Source organism: Lacipirellulaceae bacterium (genome assembly GCA_040218535.1).
Lineage (GTDB): Bacteria > Planctomycetota > Planctomycetia > Pirellulales > Lacipirellulaceae > Adhaeretor.
The window spans coordinates 165,628-184,505 of record JAVJRG010000008.1 but is presented as its reverse complement, the minus strand read 5'-3'; the positions used below and the strand labels follow the sequence as shown (position 1 = coordinate 184,505).

At 54.5% G+C, this 18,878-nt stretch carries 15 protein-coding genes; 8 read left to right on the top strand and 7 right to left on the bottom strand.

The window, feature by feature from the left end; all coding sequences use genetic code 11:
• Position 1 precedes the first annotated feature (1 nt).
• From RIB44_10190 to RIB44_10160, 7 genes are all read right to left on the bottom strand, one after another.
• Positions 2-430, bottom strand: a complete 429-nt coding sequence (locus RIB44_10190; protein ID MEQ8616951.1) for a response regulator — start codon at positions 428-430, stop codon at positions 2-4.
• 5 nt (positions 431-435) lie between these two features.
• The gene (locus RIB44_10185; protein MEQ8616950.1) at positions 436-3,195 is read right to left on the bottom strand and encodes a PAS domain S-box protein; all 2,760 of its coding nucleotides are present in this window, start codon (positions 3,193-3,195) and stop codon (positions 436-438) included.
• Between the two features lie 88 nt (positions 3,196-3,283).
• Positions 3,284-4,492 (bottom strand): DUF1080 domain-containing protein, encoded by a 1,209-nt coding sequence (locus RIB44_10180; protein MEQ8616949.1) that lies wholly within the window; start codon positions 4,490-4,492, stop codon positions 3,284-3,286.
• The gene (locus RIB44_10175; GenBank protein MEQ8616948.1) at positions 4,440-5,300 is read right to left on the bottom strand and encodes an amidohydrolase family protein; all 861 of its coding nucleotides are present in this window, start codon (positions 5,298-5,300) and stop codon (positions 4,440-4,442) included. The genes RIB44_10180 and RIB44_10175 overlap by 53 nt, the downstream gene beginning before the upstream one ends.
• Positions 5,300-5,689 carry an RbsD/FucU domain-containing protein gene (locus tag RIB44_10170; protein MEQ8616947.1) on the bottom strand — a complete coding sequence of 130 codons (390 nt, stop codon included), beginning with the start codon at positions 5,687-5,689 and terminating at the stop codon, positions 5,300-5,302. Before RIB44_10170 ends, RIB44_10175 begins: the two co-directional genes overlap by 1 nt.
• Before the next feature lie 72 nt (positions 5,690-5,761).
• Complete coding sequence (locus tag RIB44_10165) at positions 5,762-7,042, bottom strand: tagaturonate epimerase family protein (protein MEQ8616946.1); 1,281 nt, start codon at positions 7,040-7,042, stop codon at positions 5,762-5,764.
• A 120-nt stretch (positions 7,043-7,162) separates the two neighbouring features.
• The gene (locus tag RIB44_10160) at positions 7,163-7,996 is read right to left on the bottom strand and encodes a hypothetical protein (GenBank protein MEQ8616945.1); all 834 of its coding nucleotides are present in this window, start codon (positions 7,994-7,996) and stop codon (positions 7,163-7,165) included.
• A 169-nt stretch (positions 7,997-8,165) separates the two neighbouring features.
• Here RIB44_10160 and RIB44_10155 point away from each other — a divergent pair, with 169 nt between their 5' ends.
• From RIB44_10155 to RIB44_10120, 8 genes are all read left to right on the top strand, one after another.
• On the top strand, positions 8,166-9,191 hold the full coding sequence (locus RIB44_10155) for a zinc-binding alcohol dehydrogenase family protein (GenBank protein MEQ8616944.1): 1,026 nt from the start codon (positions 8,166-8,168) through the stop codon (positions 9,189-9,191).
• Between the two features lie 80 nt (positions 9,192-9,271).
• On the top strand, positions 9,272-10,297 hold the full coding sequence (locus RIB44_10150) for an SMP-30/gluconolactonase/LRE family protein (GenBank protein ID MEQ8616943.1): 1,026 nt from the start codon (positions 9,272-9,274) through the stop codon (positions 10,295-10,297).
• A gap of 216 nt (positions 10,298-10,513) precedes the next feature.
• Positions 10,514-10,900 (top strand): helix-turn-helix domain-containing protein, encoded by a 387-nt coding sequence (locus tag RIB44_10145; GenBank protein MEQ8616942.1) that lies wholly within the window; start codon positions 10,514-10,516, stop codon positions 10,898-10,900.
• Complete coding sequence (locus RIB44_10140) at positions 10,900-13,680, top strand: TolC family protein (protein MEQ8616941.1); 2,781 nt, start codon at positions 10,900-10,902, stop codon at positions 13,678-13,680. The genes RIB44_10145 and RIB44_10140 overlap by 1 nt, the downstream gene beginning before the upstream one ends.
• Positions 13,681-13,771: 91 nt before the next feature.
• On the top strand, positions 13,772-15,280 hold the full coding sequence (locus tag RIB44_10135; protein ID MEQ8616940.1) for an efflux RND transporter periplasmic adaptor subunit: 1,509 nt from the start codon (positions 13,772-13,774) through the stop codon (positions 15,278-15,280).
• Between the two features lie 196 nt (positions 15,281-15,476).
• The gene (locus RIB44_10130; GenBank protein ID MEQ8616939.1) at positions 15,477-16,187 is read left to right on the top strand and encodes an ABC transporter ATP-binding protein; all 711 of its coding nucleotides are present in this window, start codon (positions 15,477-15,479) and stop codon (positions 16,185-16,187) included.
• Entirely contained in the window at positions 16,184-17,494 is a 1,311-nt protein-coding gene (locus RIB44_10125) for an ABC transporter permease (GenBank protein ID MEQ8616938.1), read from the top strand. The genes RIB44_10130 and RIB44_10125 overlap by 4 nt, the downstream gene beginning before the upstream one ends.
• A gap of 2 nt (positions 17,495-17,496) precedes the next feature.
• Positions 17,497-18,795 (top strand): glycosyltransferase family 4 protein, encoded by a 1,299-nt coding sequence (locus RIB44_10120; protein MEQ8616937.1) that lies wholly within the window; start codon positions 17,497-17,499, stop codon positions 18,793-18,795.
• Positions 18,796-18,878 lie beyond the last annotated feature (83 nt).

Here is an 18,878-nt window from a genome sequence, read left to right as displayed (position 1 = left end):
ACTAATGTGGCGCCGGTGGCATTTCGACGATTCGCCAGAATTGACTTAGCAGTTCGGTAAGCTTGAGGAAATCCTCCCCAACGCGTGACTTGACCATGTAGCCAGCCACTTGGTTCTCGTAAGCGGCTACTTTGTCTCGAGGATCGTCAGAGGTTGTCAGGACAAAGACAATCGTATCACGAAGCATTTCGTCAGCGCGGAGTTGCTTGAGAAACTCAAGCCCATTCATCCGAGGCATGTTGAGGTCGAGAAGAATGATGAAAGGTCGCTGAAGCGGTTCTGACTGCTCTCCGCGAAGAATCTCCAAAGCCTCAATGCCGTCGTTCGCCATGATCAGTGTGTTCGAGATCCTTTGCTTTTCGAAGGCGCGTTTGACGGCCTCTGCGTCAACGCGATCGTCTTCGACAAGCAATACCTTCGGATCTTTCATGGTACTTATCCAGGCAAGTAGGCTTCCTCTGAAGTCACTTTACTTGCGGTTCGAAGTGTCTTCGGCCAAGTGAATGAGAACGTACTACCCGCCCCCGGCTTCGACTTCAAACTCAATTCTCCACCATAGTGTTCTACAGTTTTCTTGAGCATTGTTAAACCTATACCACTACCTTCGACTTCGTCCCTTGGCTTGAGTGACTGAAACATACCAAATATCCGGTCATGAAACTCCTCGGGGATTCCAGCCCCATCGTCTGATACCGAGAATCGATAATAGTGTGTTTGCACCTCGCATCCGACGGTAATATTACCTTCCCCCCGATCGTGGTGTTTGATCGCATTGTCGATCAGATTTCGCAAGCAAAGTTCGAGCGGAGGCCGAACCGTGTCGAAAACGGGTAGCTCACTGGTGGTCAGCCGAAAACCTTCTGCGGGTGCCACCAACTCGAAAGCGTCTTTTACAAGTTGGTCCGTGTCCACTTCCTCCGCATGGAACTTACTGCGACCCACACGCGAATACTCAAGTAAATCATTCAGCAACAGTTCCATGCGTCGGGTCCGTTGCCTGAGAATCGAGAGATGCTCAGCGGACTTCTCTGGAAGTTGATCTTCGAGATCAGCGGCGATCCAGCTTGATAAGTTATCGATAGCTCTCAAGGGGGCCTTCAGGTCGTGAGAGGCTATGTACGTAAAGCTGTCGAGTTCGCGATAGGCGCTTCGCACTCTCTCCAATAGCTCATGATTCTCCGTCACATCGACGTGTACCCCGATCATTCGTAGGGGATTCCCCTGCAAATCGCGCAATAACTGCCCCAGCGAGCGGATCCAGCGGTAGTTTCCATCAGCATGACGCATGCGGAAGGTCTGTTCGTATTCGGAATCTCCATACCGCCCCTCGAACTGCTCTTCGACGCGTTTCAGCGCCTGCTCAAGATCGTCTGGATGAAGGCGCGACCTCCAGTCTTCGAGGCCCGAGAGGGTTTCGCGTGGCTCACCAAGCTGATCGTGGAACTCAGGCGAGTAGTAAACGTCTTCACCAACGATATCCCAGTCCCACAGTCCTACGTTTCCGCCGGTCATCGCAAGTTGAAGTTGCTCGCGAATGCGTGCAAGTTCCTGTTCCTGTCGTTTTCGCTCAGAAATATCGCGAGAAGTGGCAACGAGCAGTGGTTCCTCTTCGTTGTCGACGAAGTGAATTTGAATCGAAACGGCATGACGAACTCCATCGGAACCTTGGTGTTGGGTTTCAATCTCGTGGTACCCTTTCCCCTTGATCATGTTCCAGTAGTCGTTCCAAGTCTCCGCGGGGTACTCGGGAGCAATGTCGCTGACGCGGCGCTCCAGCAGCTCCTCGCGACTGTAGCCGAGCATCCGACAAGCTGCTTCGTTGACGTACACAAAACGGCCATCGCTGCGGACCCAGTAAATGGCATTGGGGGATTGATCGGTGGTGAATTGATTCAGACGTAGTTGACGCTCCGCCTTGCGACGCTCGGTGATATCCGTGGCAACAACGATAATGCCTTCGACCTTGTCATCCGCAGCTTTTACGGGGTGCTTGTCGATGCTCATCCAACGGCGGCCATCCTTCGCGGGAAGTTCCTCGATCAGTCCCGTGAGGGATTGCCCGGAGGCCATCACTTGGCGGTCTCCGTCGTAATAACTGTCGGCTTGGTTGGGATAGATCTCATTCGCCGTTTTTCCTTCGATTTCTTCTCGCGGCAAGCCCGTGGCTTCTGCTGCGGCCTGGTTGACCTTGAGCATCCGATTATTCGTGTCCTTGAACCAAATGTAGGCGGGCAAGGTGTCGATAATCTTTGTCATCTCTTCTCGCTGCTCTTGTAGTAGCTTCGCTTGTTGGTCACGTTCCGAAGCAGCAGCGGCAAGCGTCAGAGCAGAGATGGCCATCGTCGCCACATAAATTTGCAGCGCAAAGGCTTGGTTACCAAGTTCACCTAGGCTGGCAAAGAGCCCGCTTCCCTGTGAGGTATCCCAGACGGCGACGATCGTCATCGCCGCCACACCCAGCGCCGCTCCAAACATCTTGAAACGCAACGCGACGACGATCAGCAGAGGTACGATCAGGGTTGCGATCGGTTTGTCCTGCTGACCGACAACCAACTGCGTGACTCCGCCAATAAGTACGACCAGCGAGATCAGCAACGCGTACTCTTGCCAATCCTTGGGTCTCTGAGCGGTTTTCGACAGTAATAACAAGAACAGTGGAGCAAAGACCAACATCCCGATCGCATCGCCACTCCACCAAACTCGCCAGCTCTCCCAGTAATCGAGATCGAAAGCGTAATAAAGAACCCCCGCTCCGATCGTAGCGCCGATCTCCGTAGCCAATGTGCAACACAGGAGAACGAAGGCCGCCACCTCACCAAAGGAAGCCAGGGTGGTTCGCTTCGGATACCAAATCTTAAACAGAAAAGCTCCTAGCAAAGCTTCGGCTAGATTAGCGATTGCGAAGCCGAGCGATTGCGGCAGAGTCTTTTCATGGAAGCCAATATCGGAAATTAGATTGGCGGTAAGAATAGCAACGATCAAACGAGGCCATCCTCGCTTCGACGAGAGCAGTAAAGCCGCGAGGCTCAAGCCGCTGGGCGGCCAGAACGTTGCCACTTTACTCTCAAAGGAAAGCGCGTGGCCGAATTCAGCAAGAAGCAGGTAGACGACAACCAGCAGCAGGCACATCCCAAGACTGGGAATCCCCGCTTTGGTATCTTCTAACTGCGTTTGTTGAAGGTTGGTCGTGCTCATTGGGTCCTCGCCTCGAAAGATGCCGAGACTCAACCCTACGAGCCGGGGCAGCGAGACTTAAGCTCAAATATAGCACAGGATTTCGGGCCTACAGACCCTCAGAAATGTCGAGAATTGAGCTCTCGACAGGCCCGTTGAGGCTCTCCAGACGGCACTTCAGGTCGAGGTCATCCCCAATCTCAAACCCCTCAGCAGCCCTCAGCTCCAAGAGCAACACCTCGCCAGGACCAAGTCGAACGGGCAAGGGGGAGTCCGCCAGCTCGAAGTGCTTGCTGTGCTTCCCGATTAACTCAATCGCGGGAAGGTAGGCCTGATGCTGGACCCCGTTTTGCACGGTGATCGTTAGCCCCTTACTCGAAACGGTAAGCGTTTCTAACGAGTGCTCTCCCGATCCGCCCTGCGGGAGATCACGCAACTCAATGTCTTTGTAGAAAATCTCGGCTGCTTCAGATTGGAACTGCAGGTGCCCCTTCTTGAGCTGCACGTATTTGCCATCCACCCTCCCCTGTAACTTTTCGGCCCGGTTGACAACGATGCCCTCAACAATATGAACGGACGTGTCACCTCGAATGATGGCGTGACAGTCCACCCACTCGCCGTGGCGATGACGGCGACTGCCGCTGTGGACAATACGCTGGCTCTGCGTCGTTAGCTCACCCGTCGCGGAGTAATCTTTGCCGTAGCCTTCCTTCTTGGGATCCGCCACGCGGACTTCTCCTCGAGGACCAGCAAGAAAGTAGTAGTCTCCTGAATCACCTTCTTGCACCTGATACTCGACGCAGGCCTTCCAAGCATTCCAGAAAGCACCGTGCTTGCCGTAGCAATGATAAAGGAAGCCACTGTCTCGCAATTGATTGAGCCGAGGTGGCCATTTCTTCTCGCCCCAACGGTACTTCCAACGGATTTCGTAGTCTGCGTATTCCTCTTTGGAGGAGATACAACCGAAAACTTCTCCTGAAACTCGAAGCTTCCCATCGACTACGGTAAAGACTTTCCGCGGATCGTTGTTCAGCCCCAGCGGCTCGCCCTTTTCTGCGCCTTCTTCCTGTGGAGCGCGGAGCCATGTGTCCCAACCGTCGAGGTTCTTGCCGTTGAAGAGTGGCTTCCACTCGATGGTGTAATTCTCCTTTGCAGAAATCACGTTCGAGCCTGCGACGACTACTAGCAAGTACGTAGCTACCGTCGCCAGACGCACCGCGCGACGCATAGGTCGCGGGCTAGTGACGAATCTTGATTGAACGTTTTCAATCGAGCTGCAAGTGGTAAGCTTGGTTTGCCGTTTCGAAGAACAACGCATGACGTTCCGTTTCAGTAAGGGGAGCGGCGAATTCTCGGATGATGCGAACCCATTCTTGGTACTCACAAGCAAGTGTGCAAACCGGCCAGTCAGTACCGAACATAAGTCGCTTTGGGCCGAACGCTTCCAAAACCGTCTCCAAGTAAGGCTGCAACTGCTGAGGCGTCCAAGACTGATAGTCCGCCTCGGTGACCATGCCAGAGAGCTTGCAAACGATGTTCTCTCGCTCGGCCAGTTTGAGGAGGTTTGTGCGCCAGGGTTCGAGTTCGTCTGCTCCAATCTTCGGCTTGGCAATGTGATCGAGGACGAACGATTGATCGGTATGCTTGTCGACGAACTCAATCGCTGCGGGCAGTTGACGTTCGAAGATCAACACGTCGTAGACAAGACCGTTGGCAGCAAGCAGGGCTACGCCTTCGTTGAAATCGTCTCGCAGAAGGAAGTCATCGGGCTCATCCTGAACGACATGACGCACGGCTTTGAGTTTCGTCTCGCTGGAAAACTCCTCCAGTGCCGCGGGAAGCTCGTCGGTCAGAAGCGGCACCCAACCAACAACTCCTTTGATGAAGTCGTGCTGCCCGGCGAAATCGCAGAGCATACGGGTTTCTTCAAGGCTCTGCCGTGCTTGGACGGAGACGACTCCTTCGACCCCCGCGTTGCTGATTTCTGTCTGGAGATCCGTTGGCAGAAAGTCGCGGCGGATCGCCACCATCGAGTCGTCCATCCAGCCGTAGTCTTCCAGCGTGTAGTGCCAGAAGTGGTGGTGCGAATCAATGATCCTGACGCTGTTGGCTTCCGAGTCAGCCATCAAGCGGACTCCAAAACCATGTTGGCGTATTGCACGGTATCACCAGTTCGAATGAGGCCGATGGCACTTTGCACCCGCAACTTGAACGTGTCGTGCTGCTCATGAGCAAGCGGAATGCCATCGAGTGCTTTCGCAAAGGCGTCAGTCGTCGCCTCGTCGTTATTATCGAGGAACTCTTGAGCCATCCATGCCTTACCAAAGACGAAGTTCTTGCGAATAGCATTGAGTACCTGCAAGACCGACGGAACATCGTCGACGAGTGAGATGTCGACCGTCTCAATCTGCGGCCAGAAAGGAAATCCGCGGTCAGCAATCACCAACGTATTGGTATGCCGAACGCGGCTGAGGAGATGATTAACGTGCGGGTTGAGGATGCCGGTGTCGAGCATGATGGTTCTGAGATAAGTCGGTTAGTGGACAGGTGCCACTGCTGGGCAAGCCAGCAGTGGCACACCAAGTATCTAAACCTGCAACGCTTCGAGGTGTTTCACGAAGTGTTCTTCAAGCACGTCGTTATAAACCTGTTGATTGGCTTCGAGGCATTCACGCAGGGCGGGGCCGAAACGCTCGTCAGTCAGCGTCGAACCGAAAGTGCAGTGCAAAATCTGTCGTCCCGCATTGGTGAAACCTTTGCCTGCAGGAACATCTTCCCAGCGTTCGAGGTATTCCTTGAGCAGCTGGTCATCGCTTAAGTCAGCCGGTGCCGGCACATTCTCCAACGTCGCGTGAACGTGGTAGGTCGCCCGGTCAGTTTCGTATCGACCGCGGGCAAACTCGCACATTTCTCGAAACAGCGGCTTGTCGCACAACGCGACGACTCGAAGTGCCTCCAAGTAAGAGGTTCCGGCAGTCTTCACGTGGAACTGCCCCTTCGTCGCACGAGCAAGCGACGGATACATCGAAACTTTATCGCTGCCTGAATGCAGGCTCAGCTTGTAGGGACCCAGCTCGGCGGCAACCGCGGCATGGTCGTTCATGGAGGCTTCGAGAGCCTCGACATCGCCGATGTAGTCGACACCCTTCTCCATCTCACCGATAAATCGCGGCGCAAGGGAAACGAGCTTCACGCCGCGGGTGAGACATTGTTCGGCGATGATCCAATGCTCGACAAGCGTTGTTGGCTGCTCCGTTTCGTCGACGCTCAGTTCGATCTCGTAGTCTCGACCAGCAGCTTCCTGGACGCTCTTGATGTAGTCCGCCAGCTTGATCGCTTCCTCAAGAGCCTTACCGTACTTCACGCCGGCACGTTGCAGCGATTGCTGATCAAAGGTGAGTTTTGTCCCCGAAGGGAGCGTCACTTCCTTGCCTTCGTATCCGCCGAGCCACGTGACGCTGTCAGCAATTGCAGCAAACTTTTCCTTGACTGCCTGCGCGTCGTAGTCGTCCGCCTGCTGATCCACGTGGTCGGAAGGGTCGATCGTGAAAAACTTGAAGCCAACGGCTGCTGTGCGATCGACATCTTCGGGCGTTTTCAAATGGTCTGCGTCCGAGCCTTGAGGCTTGTCCCAGCCTGCCGACGCCGCGGCTTGGAGAGCGTCGCTCATGACGCCCTCTGGCGTGCGGTTGGTGCGGGCCATTTCGCGAATCGACTGCTGAGCAAACATCGGGGCGATGCTTCCGCCCGCTGCACGCATCGCCGCGACATGACCGGGCGTGGCGAGCCCAATCCGGTCGCCAAATCCGAAGGAAGGGGTGAGTCCCAGGACAGTAGTTTCTTGCGTGACTGTTTCTGTGGTTGCCATTAGATTCCTTGCTGATTTAGAAATTCATATTCATTCTTTTGTGATGCAGGATTTTATTTTACTTGGCAGGGCGAATCAGAATGAGACATCCAAAAGGCGCAATCATTTCATCGTAGATTTCTAGAAATCATCAACTTGAGGCCCCGGATCCCTAGATGCGAATTCGTTGGTCAGTGCATCGTGAAGTATATGAAAGTCGGCAGTATCTAAATCATAAGAAAACTGATTGAGCAACACTGTGCAATCACCAAAATTCCAAACGATTCTCTCACCGTTGAATACGGCTCCATACGATTTTTGATGGGCCATCATGGAAGATTCAGTCGGTTCACCATACTTAGTGAGAAACGCTCTCTTCACAGATGAAAACTCTGCCGAATCGAAGTAGCCAAACACCTTGAATAGCACTCCATCAATAAAACCATGTATCAAATCTTTCAGTTGCGCGCCGGCGACCGTTTCAATTTTACCTGCAACAGCAAACCAACGACTTTCATCGTAGGCAGATTGAATTGACTCAAAGGGAAAGGCTATGCGGGCGTGGACGATACCAGCCTCTTTATACCAAGTCTCAGCGAACACGGATTCAACTGCCGAAGGACACATGAGATCGGTTCGTTGTGGAGTTGGCTCGTTGTGTTCGGTGAGTGTTCTATGATGACGCAGGGTGTAGTCTTCAAGAGTTGTCATGCCTAGTATTTCTCCCTTGAATTCGCAAACTTCAACTCCGGGAGTAGGTGCGATGTGTGCTTTACTTTTCGCTAACTCTCGCAATTCGCGTATCTGCTTGGCTTCTATGATACGATTCTTAGTTTTAGATGTATGTGTCAGGAGTGTGTTCTGCTCGATTTCTGCTTCGCTCATCAGCTGTTTCAGTTGTGAGTCTGTGTACGGACCTCCAGTAATCTGCAGGATATACCAGCCCTCTTGTGACTGATTTCCCTCAATACTCATAACAGCCCTCTAAAACACGGTAATTGTACTGGTACAATTTGTTTCCAATACGATAGACAAAACGAATTATAACTAGAGAAGAAAACTCAGCATCGACTTGCAGTCAATTTATTACCAACATAATCTAGCCGCTTTAAGTTTTTCACAACCTATCAGCAGACTATATCCCATGAAAGCCGTTCAGTTCCAAGGACCGAAGAAACTTGCCGAAGTTGACGTTGAAGACCCAGGCCAACCAGGTCCTGGAGAGGCGTTGGTGGCCACGCATCGGATGGGTGTCTGCGGTACGGATACGAGCGCTTATTTGGGGAAGTTCCCCTTCTTTGATTTCCCACGCACCCCCGGCCACGAACTTGGCGTTGAAGTGCTGGCTGTCGGCGAAGGCGTAACCAACGTGAAGGTAGGTGATCGATGCAGCGTGGAACCCTACATGAACTGCGGCAATTGTTACGCTTGCCGTAAGGGCCGTGGCAACTGTTGTGCGAACATGCAAGTGCTTGGCGTCATGTTCGATGGCGGGCTATGCGAACGCTTCAAGCTGAAGGCCGAGAAACTTCACAAATCGGACAAGCTCTCTTACGAGCAACTCGCACTCGTTGAAACGCTAGCCATCGGCTGCCATGCGGCGGAGCGTGGCCAGCCGGAGCAGGACGAACACGTGCTGATCATTGGTGCCGGGCCGATTGGGCTGGCGATGCTCGAGTTCACCCGGCTCACTGGTGCCATTGTCACGATCATGGACATGGTCGAGTCGCGCTTGGAATTCTGCAAGAAGACTTACGACGTGGCTCACACGATTGTTTTCAAAGCGGATGGCAGCGAAGTCGAGCAGATGCAAGCGATCACTGGCGGCGATAAGTACGCTCTGGTTTGTGACGCGACGGGCAACAAACACTCAATGGCCGGTGCTCTAGGCTACGTCGCCCAAAGCGGCACCCTGGTGTATCTAGGGGTGACGACGGAAGACATCACGTTCCCCCACCCTGCCTTGCATCGCCCGGAGATGACCCTCAAAGGAACACGCAACGCGTTGCCGCAAGACTTTACGCGTATCATCAGTCTGATCGAAGAAGGAACGATCGACACCGACCCGTGGATTACGCATCGGACACCCTTTGAGCGCGTCGTGGACGAGTTCGATTCGCTTACCAAACCAGAAACGGGCGTGCTGAAGGCGATGATTGAGCTTGGTTGAGTGGTAACGTTTGTATTCGAACACGGATTTATTTTGATCCGTCTCACCGTGCAATCCGTGTCCTAACCCAGGAATCTCTCGTGAAAAACTTTCGATTTTTGTCTCTCGTCTTGGTCAACGTTCTGGCTTTCTTTTGCTCTACGACTTTCGCAAAGGAATATAAGGCCACCGGGGAGATTGAACGGCTTGACTCGGCCATGGACGCGCTCGTGCCGCCTGACGCGAAGATCGAAGTCCTTGCTGAAGGCTTCACTTGGAGCGAGGGACCCGTTTGGATTCCTCAAAAGGACGCGATCAGCGATGGTTTTTTGCTCTTCTCTGATGTGCCGAATAACGTAGTCCACCGGTGGGATGAACAGAAGGGACTGTCCGACTTCCTGAAGCCCTCGGGTTTCACGGGCGAAGCGACCAACAGCCCAGAGTCTGGCTCGAATGGCCTCTCACTGGACGGAGAGGGAGGGCTACTGCTTTGCCAGCATGGTGATCGTCGCTTGGCGTTGCTCGACGTTCCGATCAGCGAAGCAAAGCCCGCGTACAAAACTCTTATCGATAACTATGAGGGTAAACGCTTCAACAGCCCTAACGACCTGGCGGTTCATTCCAGCGGTGCCATCTATTTCACAGACCCACCCTACGGTCTGCATGGCAAGTGGGACGACCCTCGGAAGGAACTCGACTTTCAAGGCGTTTATCGACTGGGTACGGACGGCAAAGTCACGCTACTGACAAAGGAATTGCACGCCCCCAACGGCATCGCGCTCTCACCGGATGAGAAGACGTTGTACGTGGCTCAATCCGACCCACGAAAGCCGGTAATCATCGCTTATCCGATCCAAGAAGACGGCACAATCGGCAAGGGACGCGTTTTCTTCGACGCCAGTGAGCTTGCAAAGGACCGACCTGGGATGCCCGACGGAATGAAAGTCGATCCCGCGGGTAATCTCTTCGCTACAGGACCAGGCGGAGTCTTGATTATTAGTCCTGAGGGCAAGCACCTGGGCACAATCCGGCCCGGGGGGAAGGTCGCCAACTGTGCGTTCGGCGAAAACGGCAAGCGACTGTATATGACGAATCACCAGCGGCTGTGTCGCGTGCAACTACAGTAAAACCACGGTCCCCGTGGTTAGCCCCTCGCTAGTCCCTAGATGATGCTTTGACGGTGACTCGCCAGCAAACTGTCAACTTTCATTTGTCGTCCACTGGCAATTCCAACCACGCGGAGCGTGGTGTTACTGTGCTAGCACTGCTGAATCGTTCAGTTCTGAATCATCCGTCTCCGAATCTTTCAAGGCTGAGCTGCTGCGTTGCCGAATCGTTCAAAGATGAACGATTCAAAATCACCGCAGCCGATATGCATCAGCGTCGAAGAAATCGACTCTCTCTGCGACCAAATCGCGACGGGCCGCGAGGCGACGCGAAGACTGAAACAACTGATCGGCTCAAGAGAAATCTCCGAAGTCGAGTTCCGCCTGTTGTGGCACTTGCGCTCCGGGAAAAAAGTCGACCAGAAGTCACTCGCAGAAGCACTCGGCGTCTCCACAGCTCAAGTCAGTGCCTCCGTTGAAGCCATGCGAAAGCGACGGTTGATCGCTTGTAGCAAAGATCGACAAGATCGGCGGCGACAGACTTGGCAACTGGCCATCGGCGGCGTGACACTCTTGACCAGCCTCACGACCGGGGGAATTACCTGGATGAAAGGAGCCGCCTGATGCGTAGCTCCTCGATCCTTTTGCTTCTCGCCCTACTTTCCTCGGGCTGCGCTTGCTTCAAGTGCGGGGCACTGCCCAAGTATCGGCAGCAAGCCGACGCTGAGGCTGAATGTTTGACCGCCCAAAAAGCCAATACGCTCGGCTCGCTGCCCGAAGACTTCCACATCACGATCGATCCACGTTCGCGAATGTTCGACCCGTTCGATCCTGATTGCGAGCCAATGCCGCCTGACGATCCGTTTTCGCACCGCTACATGGACTGTGTGGATTGCAAAAAAGGCTCGAAATGTTGGCGTTGCTTGCCGGAGACCCCCTTCGTTGAGAATCCAGAGTGGTTGACCTTCGTTCCGCAGGATGAAGAAGGCTTTCTGACGCTCGACTCGCGCGATGCAGTTAGCACGGCGTTGCTGCACTCGACACGATATCAGCGCGAGCTCGAGGAGTTGTATCTCTCAGCGCTCGACGTCTCCTTCGAGCGATTCCGATTCGACACGCAATTCTTTGGCGGCTCAGAGGTGTTGTTTACGGCTGACGGGCGAGACCGAAGCGGGACGGGCGACTCTTCAAGCCAGCTCGTTGTAGCCCCATCCCGACCGGGCAATCAGTTTCGCGCGCAGCGTCTCACAGCGACTGGCGGGCAATTGGTCGTCGGGTTGGCGAACTCACTCGTCTGGCAGTTCGCCGGTCCTGATGATTACTCCAGCAACACCTTGCTCAACTTTTCACTCGTCCAACCACTGCTCCGTGGAGCGGGACGTGCCCGCGTTCTAGAGACGTTGACAATCTCCGAGCGTGCACTGTTGGCAAACGTGCGTAGCATGGAACGCTTCCGGCGTGGTTTCTACTTGAACATCCTCACCGGACGCGATCCAGGTCAAGGTGCCTCGCGACGCGGCGGCTTCTTTGGCGGCAGCGGCCTGGAAGGGTTTACCGGTGTCGGCGGTGGTGGTTTCGGAAACGTCGGAAACTTTGGATTCAACAATTTCGGCGGGGGCGGCGGTGGTGCCGGAGGCGGTTTCACAGGCGGTGCGGGTGCGCAAGGCGCGGGTGGATTCCTGGGACTTTTGCAGAGTGCTCAACAGATTCGCAATCAGAGAGCGAACGTCGCTGCATTGCGTGAGAGTTACGAGCAATTACAAGCCTCGTATGATGCTGGCCGCATCGATCGTTTCCAAGTGGAACTCGCACAACAAGCACTCTTCAATGCACAGAGCCAACTGCTGACGGCAGAAACCTTCTATCAGGCGTCACTTGATGGATTTAAGTTTTCACTCGGCCTACCACCTGACTTGCCGCTGAGAGTGCAGGATCCATTGCTCGACCGCTTCCAACTGGTCGATCCAGAACTTGACAAGGTTCAGTCCGAAGTCAGCGAATTGCTCGACGAGCTGCGCGGGCTTCGAGCCGAGTTAGCCGAAGCTGACGAAAACGCTGGGCCGATTCTCGAAGACATGGATTGGTCAATCGAGCTTGTCCGACTGCGAGGACTCGTTGAGCAGCAACTAGCAGCGGTCGAGGAAGACTTCCTCACGTTTGAGAAGGAACTACCTGCAAGAAAAGAGTCGCTGGAAAGTCTTTCTCAGCGAGACGAGGCGAGAGAGGCGAACATTGACCCGGCGCTGTTCGAGGTCAGCCAGCTAGAAGCCCGGGCGCAAAAGCGACAGGCGGAGTATCTTCTGCTCCAGCGGAGACTGGAGTCGCTTTGGACAGAACTCGCAGAGATTGCTGGCAAGGAAACGGACAACTCCGAACAGTTGAACCGAATGGTGGAAGGATTCACCAAACTCTCCAGCACGCTGCTTGAATTGTCGTTGGTCCAAGCGGCAACCCGACTCGAGTCTGTCTCAATTGAGCCAACCGAGTTGACTTCAGCGCAGGCGTTGCAAATCGCCAGTGCCTATCGTCGCGATTGGGCCAATGCACGTGCCCAACTAGTCGATTCCTGGCGGCTGATCTACTTCAATGCCAACGATCTCAAGAGCGACTTTGGCCTGGTGTTCAATGGCGACATCGGCAACGTCGGTGATAACCCTTTCCGGTTGCGTGATACACGTGGGCGATTACAAGTCGGCCTACAATTCGATCCGCCGATTACTCGTATCGCTGAGCGAAACATTTATCGACAAGCGCTGATTGAGTACCAACAAGCACGCCGCAACTACTATCAATTCCGCGACGGGGTTTCACTGGGACTACGAAATACGCTTCGCCAACTTCGCCTCAACGAAGTCAACTTCGAACTCCGTCGAGCGGCTGTGCTGGTTGCTATCTCGCAGGTCGATCTCACCCAACTGCGACTCTCCCAGCCTCCTAAGCCGGAAGTCGAAGAACAGTTCGGAGCGACAACCGCCCGCGACCTTGTGCAATCTCTCTCTGATCTATTGAACGTCCAGAACGACTTCCTGAGTGTCTGGGTCAACTACGAAGTTCAACGATTGAATTTGGAACACGATCTTGGCCTCATGGAACTCGATCCGGCCGGCCTGCGAATCGAACAGGAGATTCCCTACAAGGCGTTGCTTGCTGACCTCTGCCTACCCGCGGAACCACCGGAAACGTCCTTCGATGGCGAACTGGTCGATCCGTTGGAACTTCCCGAAAGCATCGCCCCACCTGCAGAACCGTTGCCCAAACCGCCTGCGGGTCCCGAGCTCGATCAGCCTGAAGCACTCGAGGGATCGCTCGACGGGTCAATCGACGGGGCCAGTTGGGTCCAGCCAGTGGGTTATTGGGAACCGGTTCGAGCGGTTGAGCTGTACCGCTTGCCTCCGGTGGAATAGCTGGGAAAAGGAACGCAGGGAATACATCGCCTAAGCGATTAGCGTATAATCGAAATACGCAACCGCAGACTTTCTCGACACGATCGGTTCTATGAGCTTTCTTCGACAACCACGCCAAAGAGTTCGACGGCACGGCAGCAGCCTGACAGGCATCTTGGTTGCTTTGCTATTGCTCGCTGCTGCTGGCGGTGGTGGCTACTACTGGTGGCAGAATCGGTCTGACACCAGCGAGGACACGGTCGCGGTGACGTTCCAGGTCAAACGAGATGACTTCAAGCTGACGGTCACTGAGCGTGGCGAGATTGAATCTGCTGGCGTTGTCGAAGTTCGTTCTGCCGTGAAGACTCAAAATACGCCCGGTTTGGCGATCCTACGGATCGTTGAAGAGGGGACGAAAGTCAAGAAAGGCGACTTCCTCGTCGAGCTCGACTCTTCTGCTTTAGATACGGAGCGTACCTCACGGCAGATCACAGCCAACACAAACCTTTCAGTGGTTGTCGAGGCCAAGAATACTTACGAAACAGCAGTCATTGCCAAGACGGAATACCTCGAGGGCACGTTTGTCCAAGAGAAACAAACGATCGAAAGCGAGATCTTCGTCGCCGAGGAGAACCTTAACCGAGCGAAGGAGTATTTCGAGTATAGCAAGAAACTGGCCGCTAAAGGCTATGTGAATGACTTGCAACTGGAAGCGGACCGTTTCGCCGTTGAGAAGTCGAGCAAGGAATTAGAAGCCGCCAAGACCAAGCTTCGCGTGCTGGAAGACTTTACCAAAGCAAAGATGCTCAAGCAGTTGGAAAGCGACATCATCATTGCCAAGACCAAGTGGGAGTCTGACAAGAAGAGTCACGAGCTGGAATTGGCGAAACTGAAAGAGATCGAAGATCAGATCGCCAAGTGCATGATCGTCGCCCCCGAGGACGGCGTCGTGACTTACGCTCATAATCGAAATCGCTTTGGCGGCGAAGAATTTGTCGTTGAAGAGGGTGCCGTTATTCGCGAACGGCAAACCATCATCAAGCTGCCCGACCCCTCCTCGATGCGCGTCGAACTGACCGTGAACGAGTCGCTCATTCAATTCGTCAAGCCGGGGATGCCTGCGAAAATCAGCCCTGTCGGTCTGGGAGATCGCACGTTCACCGGAGAAGTTGAGAGCGTGAATCGCTATGCGGAACCTTCAAGCTGGCGCAAGGCGAATGTGAAAGAGTACAAGGCGTTCGTCACGATCGATTCACCCGATGAAAAGCTGCGCTCGGGCATGACCGCCTCCGTAACGATCAAGTGCCTGGAGGAGGACGACGTTATCCAAGCTCCCGTGCAAAGTGTTTACTCCCACGGGAAAGATTTCTTCTGCTTTATACGCGATGCGAACAAGTGGGTCGCCAAGCAAGTCGAAGTGGGGCCAACCAACGATAAGTTCTTCGTCATCCGCGAAGGCCTGAAGGAATCTGATACGGTAGCGATGAACCCAAAGAGCCTGCTCGCCGAAGTCAATCTTCCGCCGCTTCCAGAAGTCAAAGAGACAAAAGAACCGCAAGGGATGCTACCCAAGGTCGCCGTTGAAACGGTCGAAGCGAACGCCGAGACAAAGGGTGGCTGAATGAGAATAGCACGCGGATGAACGCGGATTTGGCGGATGATCGCTGATCTTCGAAGAGGTTAATTCTTAAGAAGCGATTTGACGTTTGATCGGTCGGATACGACTTCCGTGACAATCCTCGAATCAATCTTGTTTACATCCGCGTCAATCCGCCCGATCTGCGTTCATCCGCGTCCCATTTTTCGAGTACACGCCTTTGCAACCTCTCGCCGCTAGCCTTCGTGACCTGAAGAAGGATTACTACCTTAGTGGCGAGACGGTCCGTGCGCTGCGTGGTGTTTCTTTCGATGTGCCAGAGGGGGACTACATCTCGATTATGGGTCCCTCGGGTTCGGGAAAGAGTACACTGCTGAACCTCCTGGGATGTCTTGATCGCCCCACGGGTGGCTCGTTCCTGCTAGGAGAAGACAATGTCGCCCGGATGTCGGACGACGAGCTCGCGGAGATTCGCGCGACGCGAATCGGGTTTATTTTTCAGTCGTACAACCTGCTCCCGGCACTGACGGTTGTTGAGAATATTGAAGTGCCGCTGTATTACAGCGGGAAGCTCGGTCGAGAATCTCGCGAGAAGTGCATTGCCTTGGCGGAGAAGGTCGGCTTGGGCACCCGCCTGGACCACCGTCCTATGCAACTTTCAGGCGGTCAGCAGCAGCGGGTGGCGATCGCTCGCAGTTTGGTGAACGATCCCCGCTTCATTCTCGCCGACGAACCAACAGGCAACCTCGATACGGCAACCACGCAGGAGATTTTGGAACTGCTGTCAGAGCTCAACAGCCAAGGTCGCACAATTGTGATGGTGACTCACGAGCCTGAAGTCGCCGAGCAGACACGCCGCAGCATCACCATGCGCGACGGGCTTGTCCAGTCGGATGTGCAGAACGCATCCTACGCGGAGGCAGTCCCTTGATTCGACTTCTCCGCACTTTGCGACTGAGCATCAAGAGCCTGCTGCTGCATCCGTTGCGCTCCGGGCTGACGGTGCTTGGTATTTTTATTGGTATCGCAGGCGTCATTTGGCTGTTGGCCATCGGCGACGGAATCGGTCGCAAAGCCGAAGAACAAATCGCCGAACTCGGCGCACGAAACATCATCGTCAGCACCGTCAAACCCTCGAGCGATGAAGTTCAGGACGGGGGTTACGGCTTAACGCGAGCTGATTATGAGCGGGTCCGCGACACGATTCCCACGTTGAAACGCGCTCTACCGATCCGCATTCTGTCCAAAGAATTTCGCTATCTGACTCGGAAATTTGAGGGGCGGCTCATCGGCTGCACCCCTGAGTATGCCGAGGTCTCTCGCATGGAGATCGACCAAGGGCGCTTTATCTCCGAGGAAGATGGCCGAACGGAGCGCAACTACTGCGTGCTGGCAGAGGGGAGCACCCGTCAGCTTTTTCCTTTTGGGAATCCCATCGGCAAACGCATCATGATCGACGAGGAGTTCTACATCGTTGTGGGCACGATGAAGAAACGGAACTCCTCCTCGGCAGTGGGCGGATCAACCGCGACGGAAGACTTTTCCAATGACGTTTACATCCCGATCGAGTCGCTTTGGAGACGTCTCGGCGACATGATCGTTGTCACCAAACCTGGTTCATTTCAACGCGACTTGGTTGAAGTGAGTCGGTTCAATCTTGAAGTCGAAACTCGTGAAGCCGTCTTACCGACTGCCGACGTTGTGCGCGACACGATCGAGCGCGACCACACGCTGCCGGACTTTTCGATTACCGTCCCCCTCGAGTTACTCAAGCAGGCGGAAACCACACGGCTGATGTTTGTGATCTTTCTCGGGATGATTGCTGCTGTCTCCTTGATTGTCGGAGGCATCGGCATCATGAATATCATGCTCGCCACTGTTACGGAACGCACGAGAGAGATCGGTATCCGCCGTGCCTTGGGTGCCAAGCGGAGCGACATCACACGACAATTCCTCGCCGAGAGCGTGATGCTTTCCGTCGTAGGTGGCTTGCTAGGGATCGGCGGAGGCCTGCTTTGCACATTGCTTACCACAGAGATCCGAACCCTGCTTGAGTATCGGTTCCCCGAACAAATGAACGGCTTGCCTGACATTATTCGTGAAGTCGAACCGACCGTCGTTGGCTGGTCGATTCCAGTGGCGTTCTCAATCTCGGTTCTTGTGGGCGTCCTGTTTGGCGTGTACCCAGCAGTCCGCGCGGCCAAGCTTGATCCGATCGAGGCACTGCGCCACGAATAAACATGAAGATCGCCTATCTCGCCGCTGGTGCCGCCGGAATGTATTGCGGAAGTTGTCTACACGACAACACCCTAGCAGCGGCTCTGTTGAAGCGGGGTGAAGACGTTATCCTCGCCCCAATCTACACACCAATTCGCACGGACGAACAGGATGTCAGTGAGCAGAAGGTTTTCTTCGGAGGCATTAACGCCTACCTGCAACAAAAGATTCCGATCTTTCGTCACACGCCCCGTTGGTTGGATCGTTGTCTCGACCACCCTGCCCTGCTCCGCTTGCTTGCCGGACGTGGTGCGAGCGTCGACCCTGCAAAGCTGGGGCCGATGACTGTTTCCATGCTACGTGGCGAGCAAGGAAATCAGCGCAAGGAGCTTGTGAAGCTCGTTGATTGGCTTATCGACGACGTGAAGCCCGACGTGGTCCATCTGTCAAACTCAATGATGCTCGGCCTGGCGCGAATGATCAACGAGCGGTGCGGGCCGCCTGTTGTCTGCGCACTGTCTGGCGAAGATATCTTTCTCGAAGAACTGACACCGCCGTACTACGAGCAAGCACGCGAACTGCTCCGGGAACGCGCCGCCGAGGTTGCCGCGTTCACGGCACTCAACGGATATTATGCGGACTACATGTCGGAGTATCTCTCTGTGCCGCGGGAGCGGATCGAAGTGATTCCACATGGGCTCGACCTAGAGGGACATGCTGCAACGCCAAAAGAACTAATCGACAAGCGTCAAACCTATCGCATCGGATACTTGGCCCGCATCTGTCATGAGAAGGGACTGCACCTGCTCGTCGAGGCCTGCGAAAAGTTAGCAACCGAGACACCAGCTCTTTCTTTCGAACTCCACGCCGCAGGCTACCTAGGGGCGGGCGATCGTCGCTACTTGTCGGAGTTGGAAAAGCGAATTGCAAAAGGTCCCCTCTCGGGGCGATTTACTTACCGTGGGGAACTCACCCGCGAGGAAAAGATCGAGTACCTGCAATCCCTGGACATTATGAGCACCCCCACGGTCTACGTTGAGAGCAAAGGACTACCGGTCTTAGAATCACTTGCCAACGGGACGCCTGTGGTCGTTCCAGCGCATGGAACTTTCCCTGAGCTTGTTGATCGTACCGGTGGAGGCTTGCTACATACCCCTCTTGATACCGGTGAACTAGCAGCAAGGCTGCGTGAGCTCCTCACCGATCATCAGCAGAGACAACGGTTGGGCGAAGCCGGCCACGCGGCTGTTCGAGAACACTTTCATGCTCAGACGATGGCGGAGCAAACGCTAGAACTCTACAGGAAGCTTGCTCATAAGTAGTTGCTGGTCATCGCAAGCAAAGTTCGACTAGAATGAATTACGTGTGAACGACTTCGCGTTTTTCCCGTTCCCTTGACGCTGCC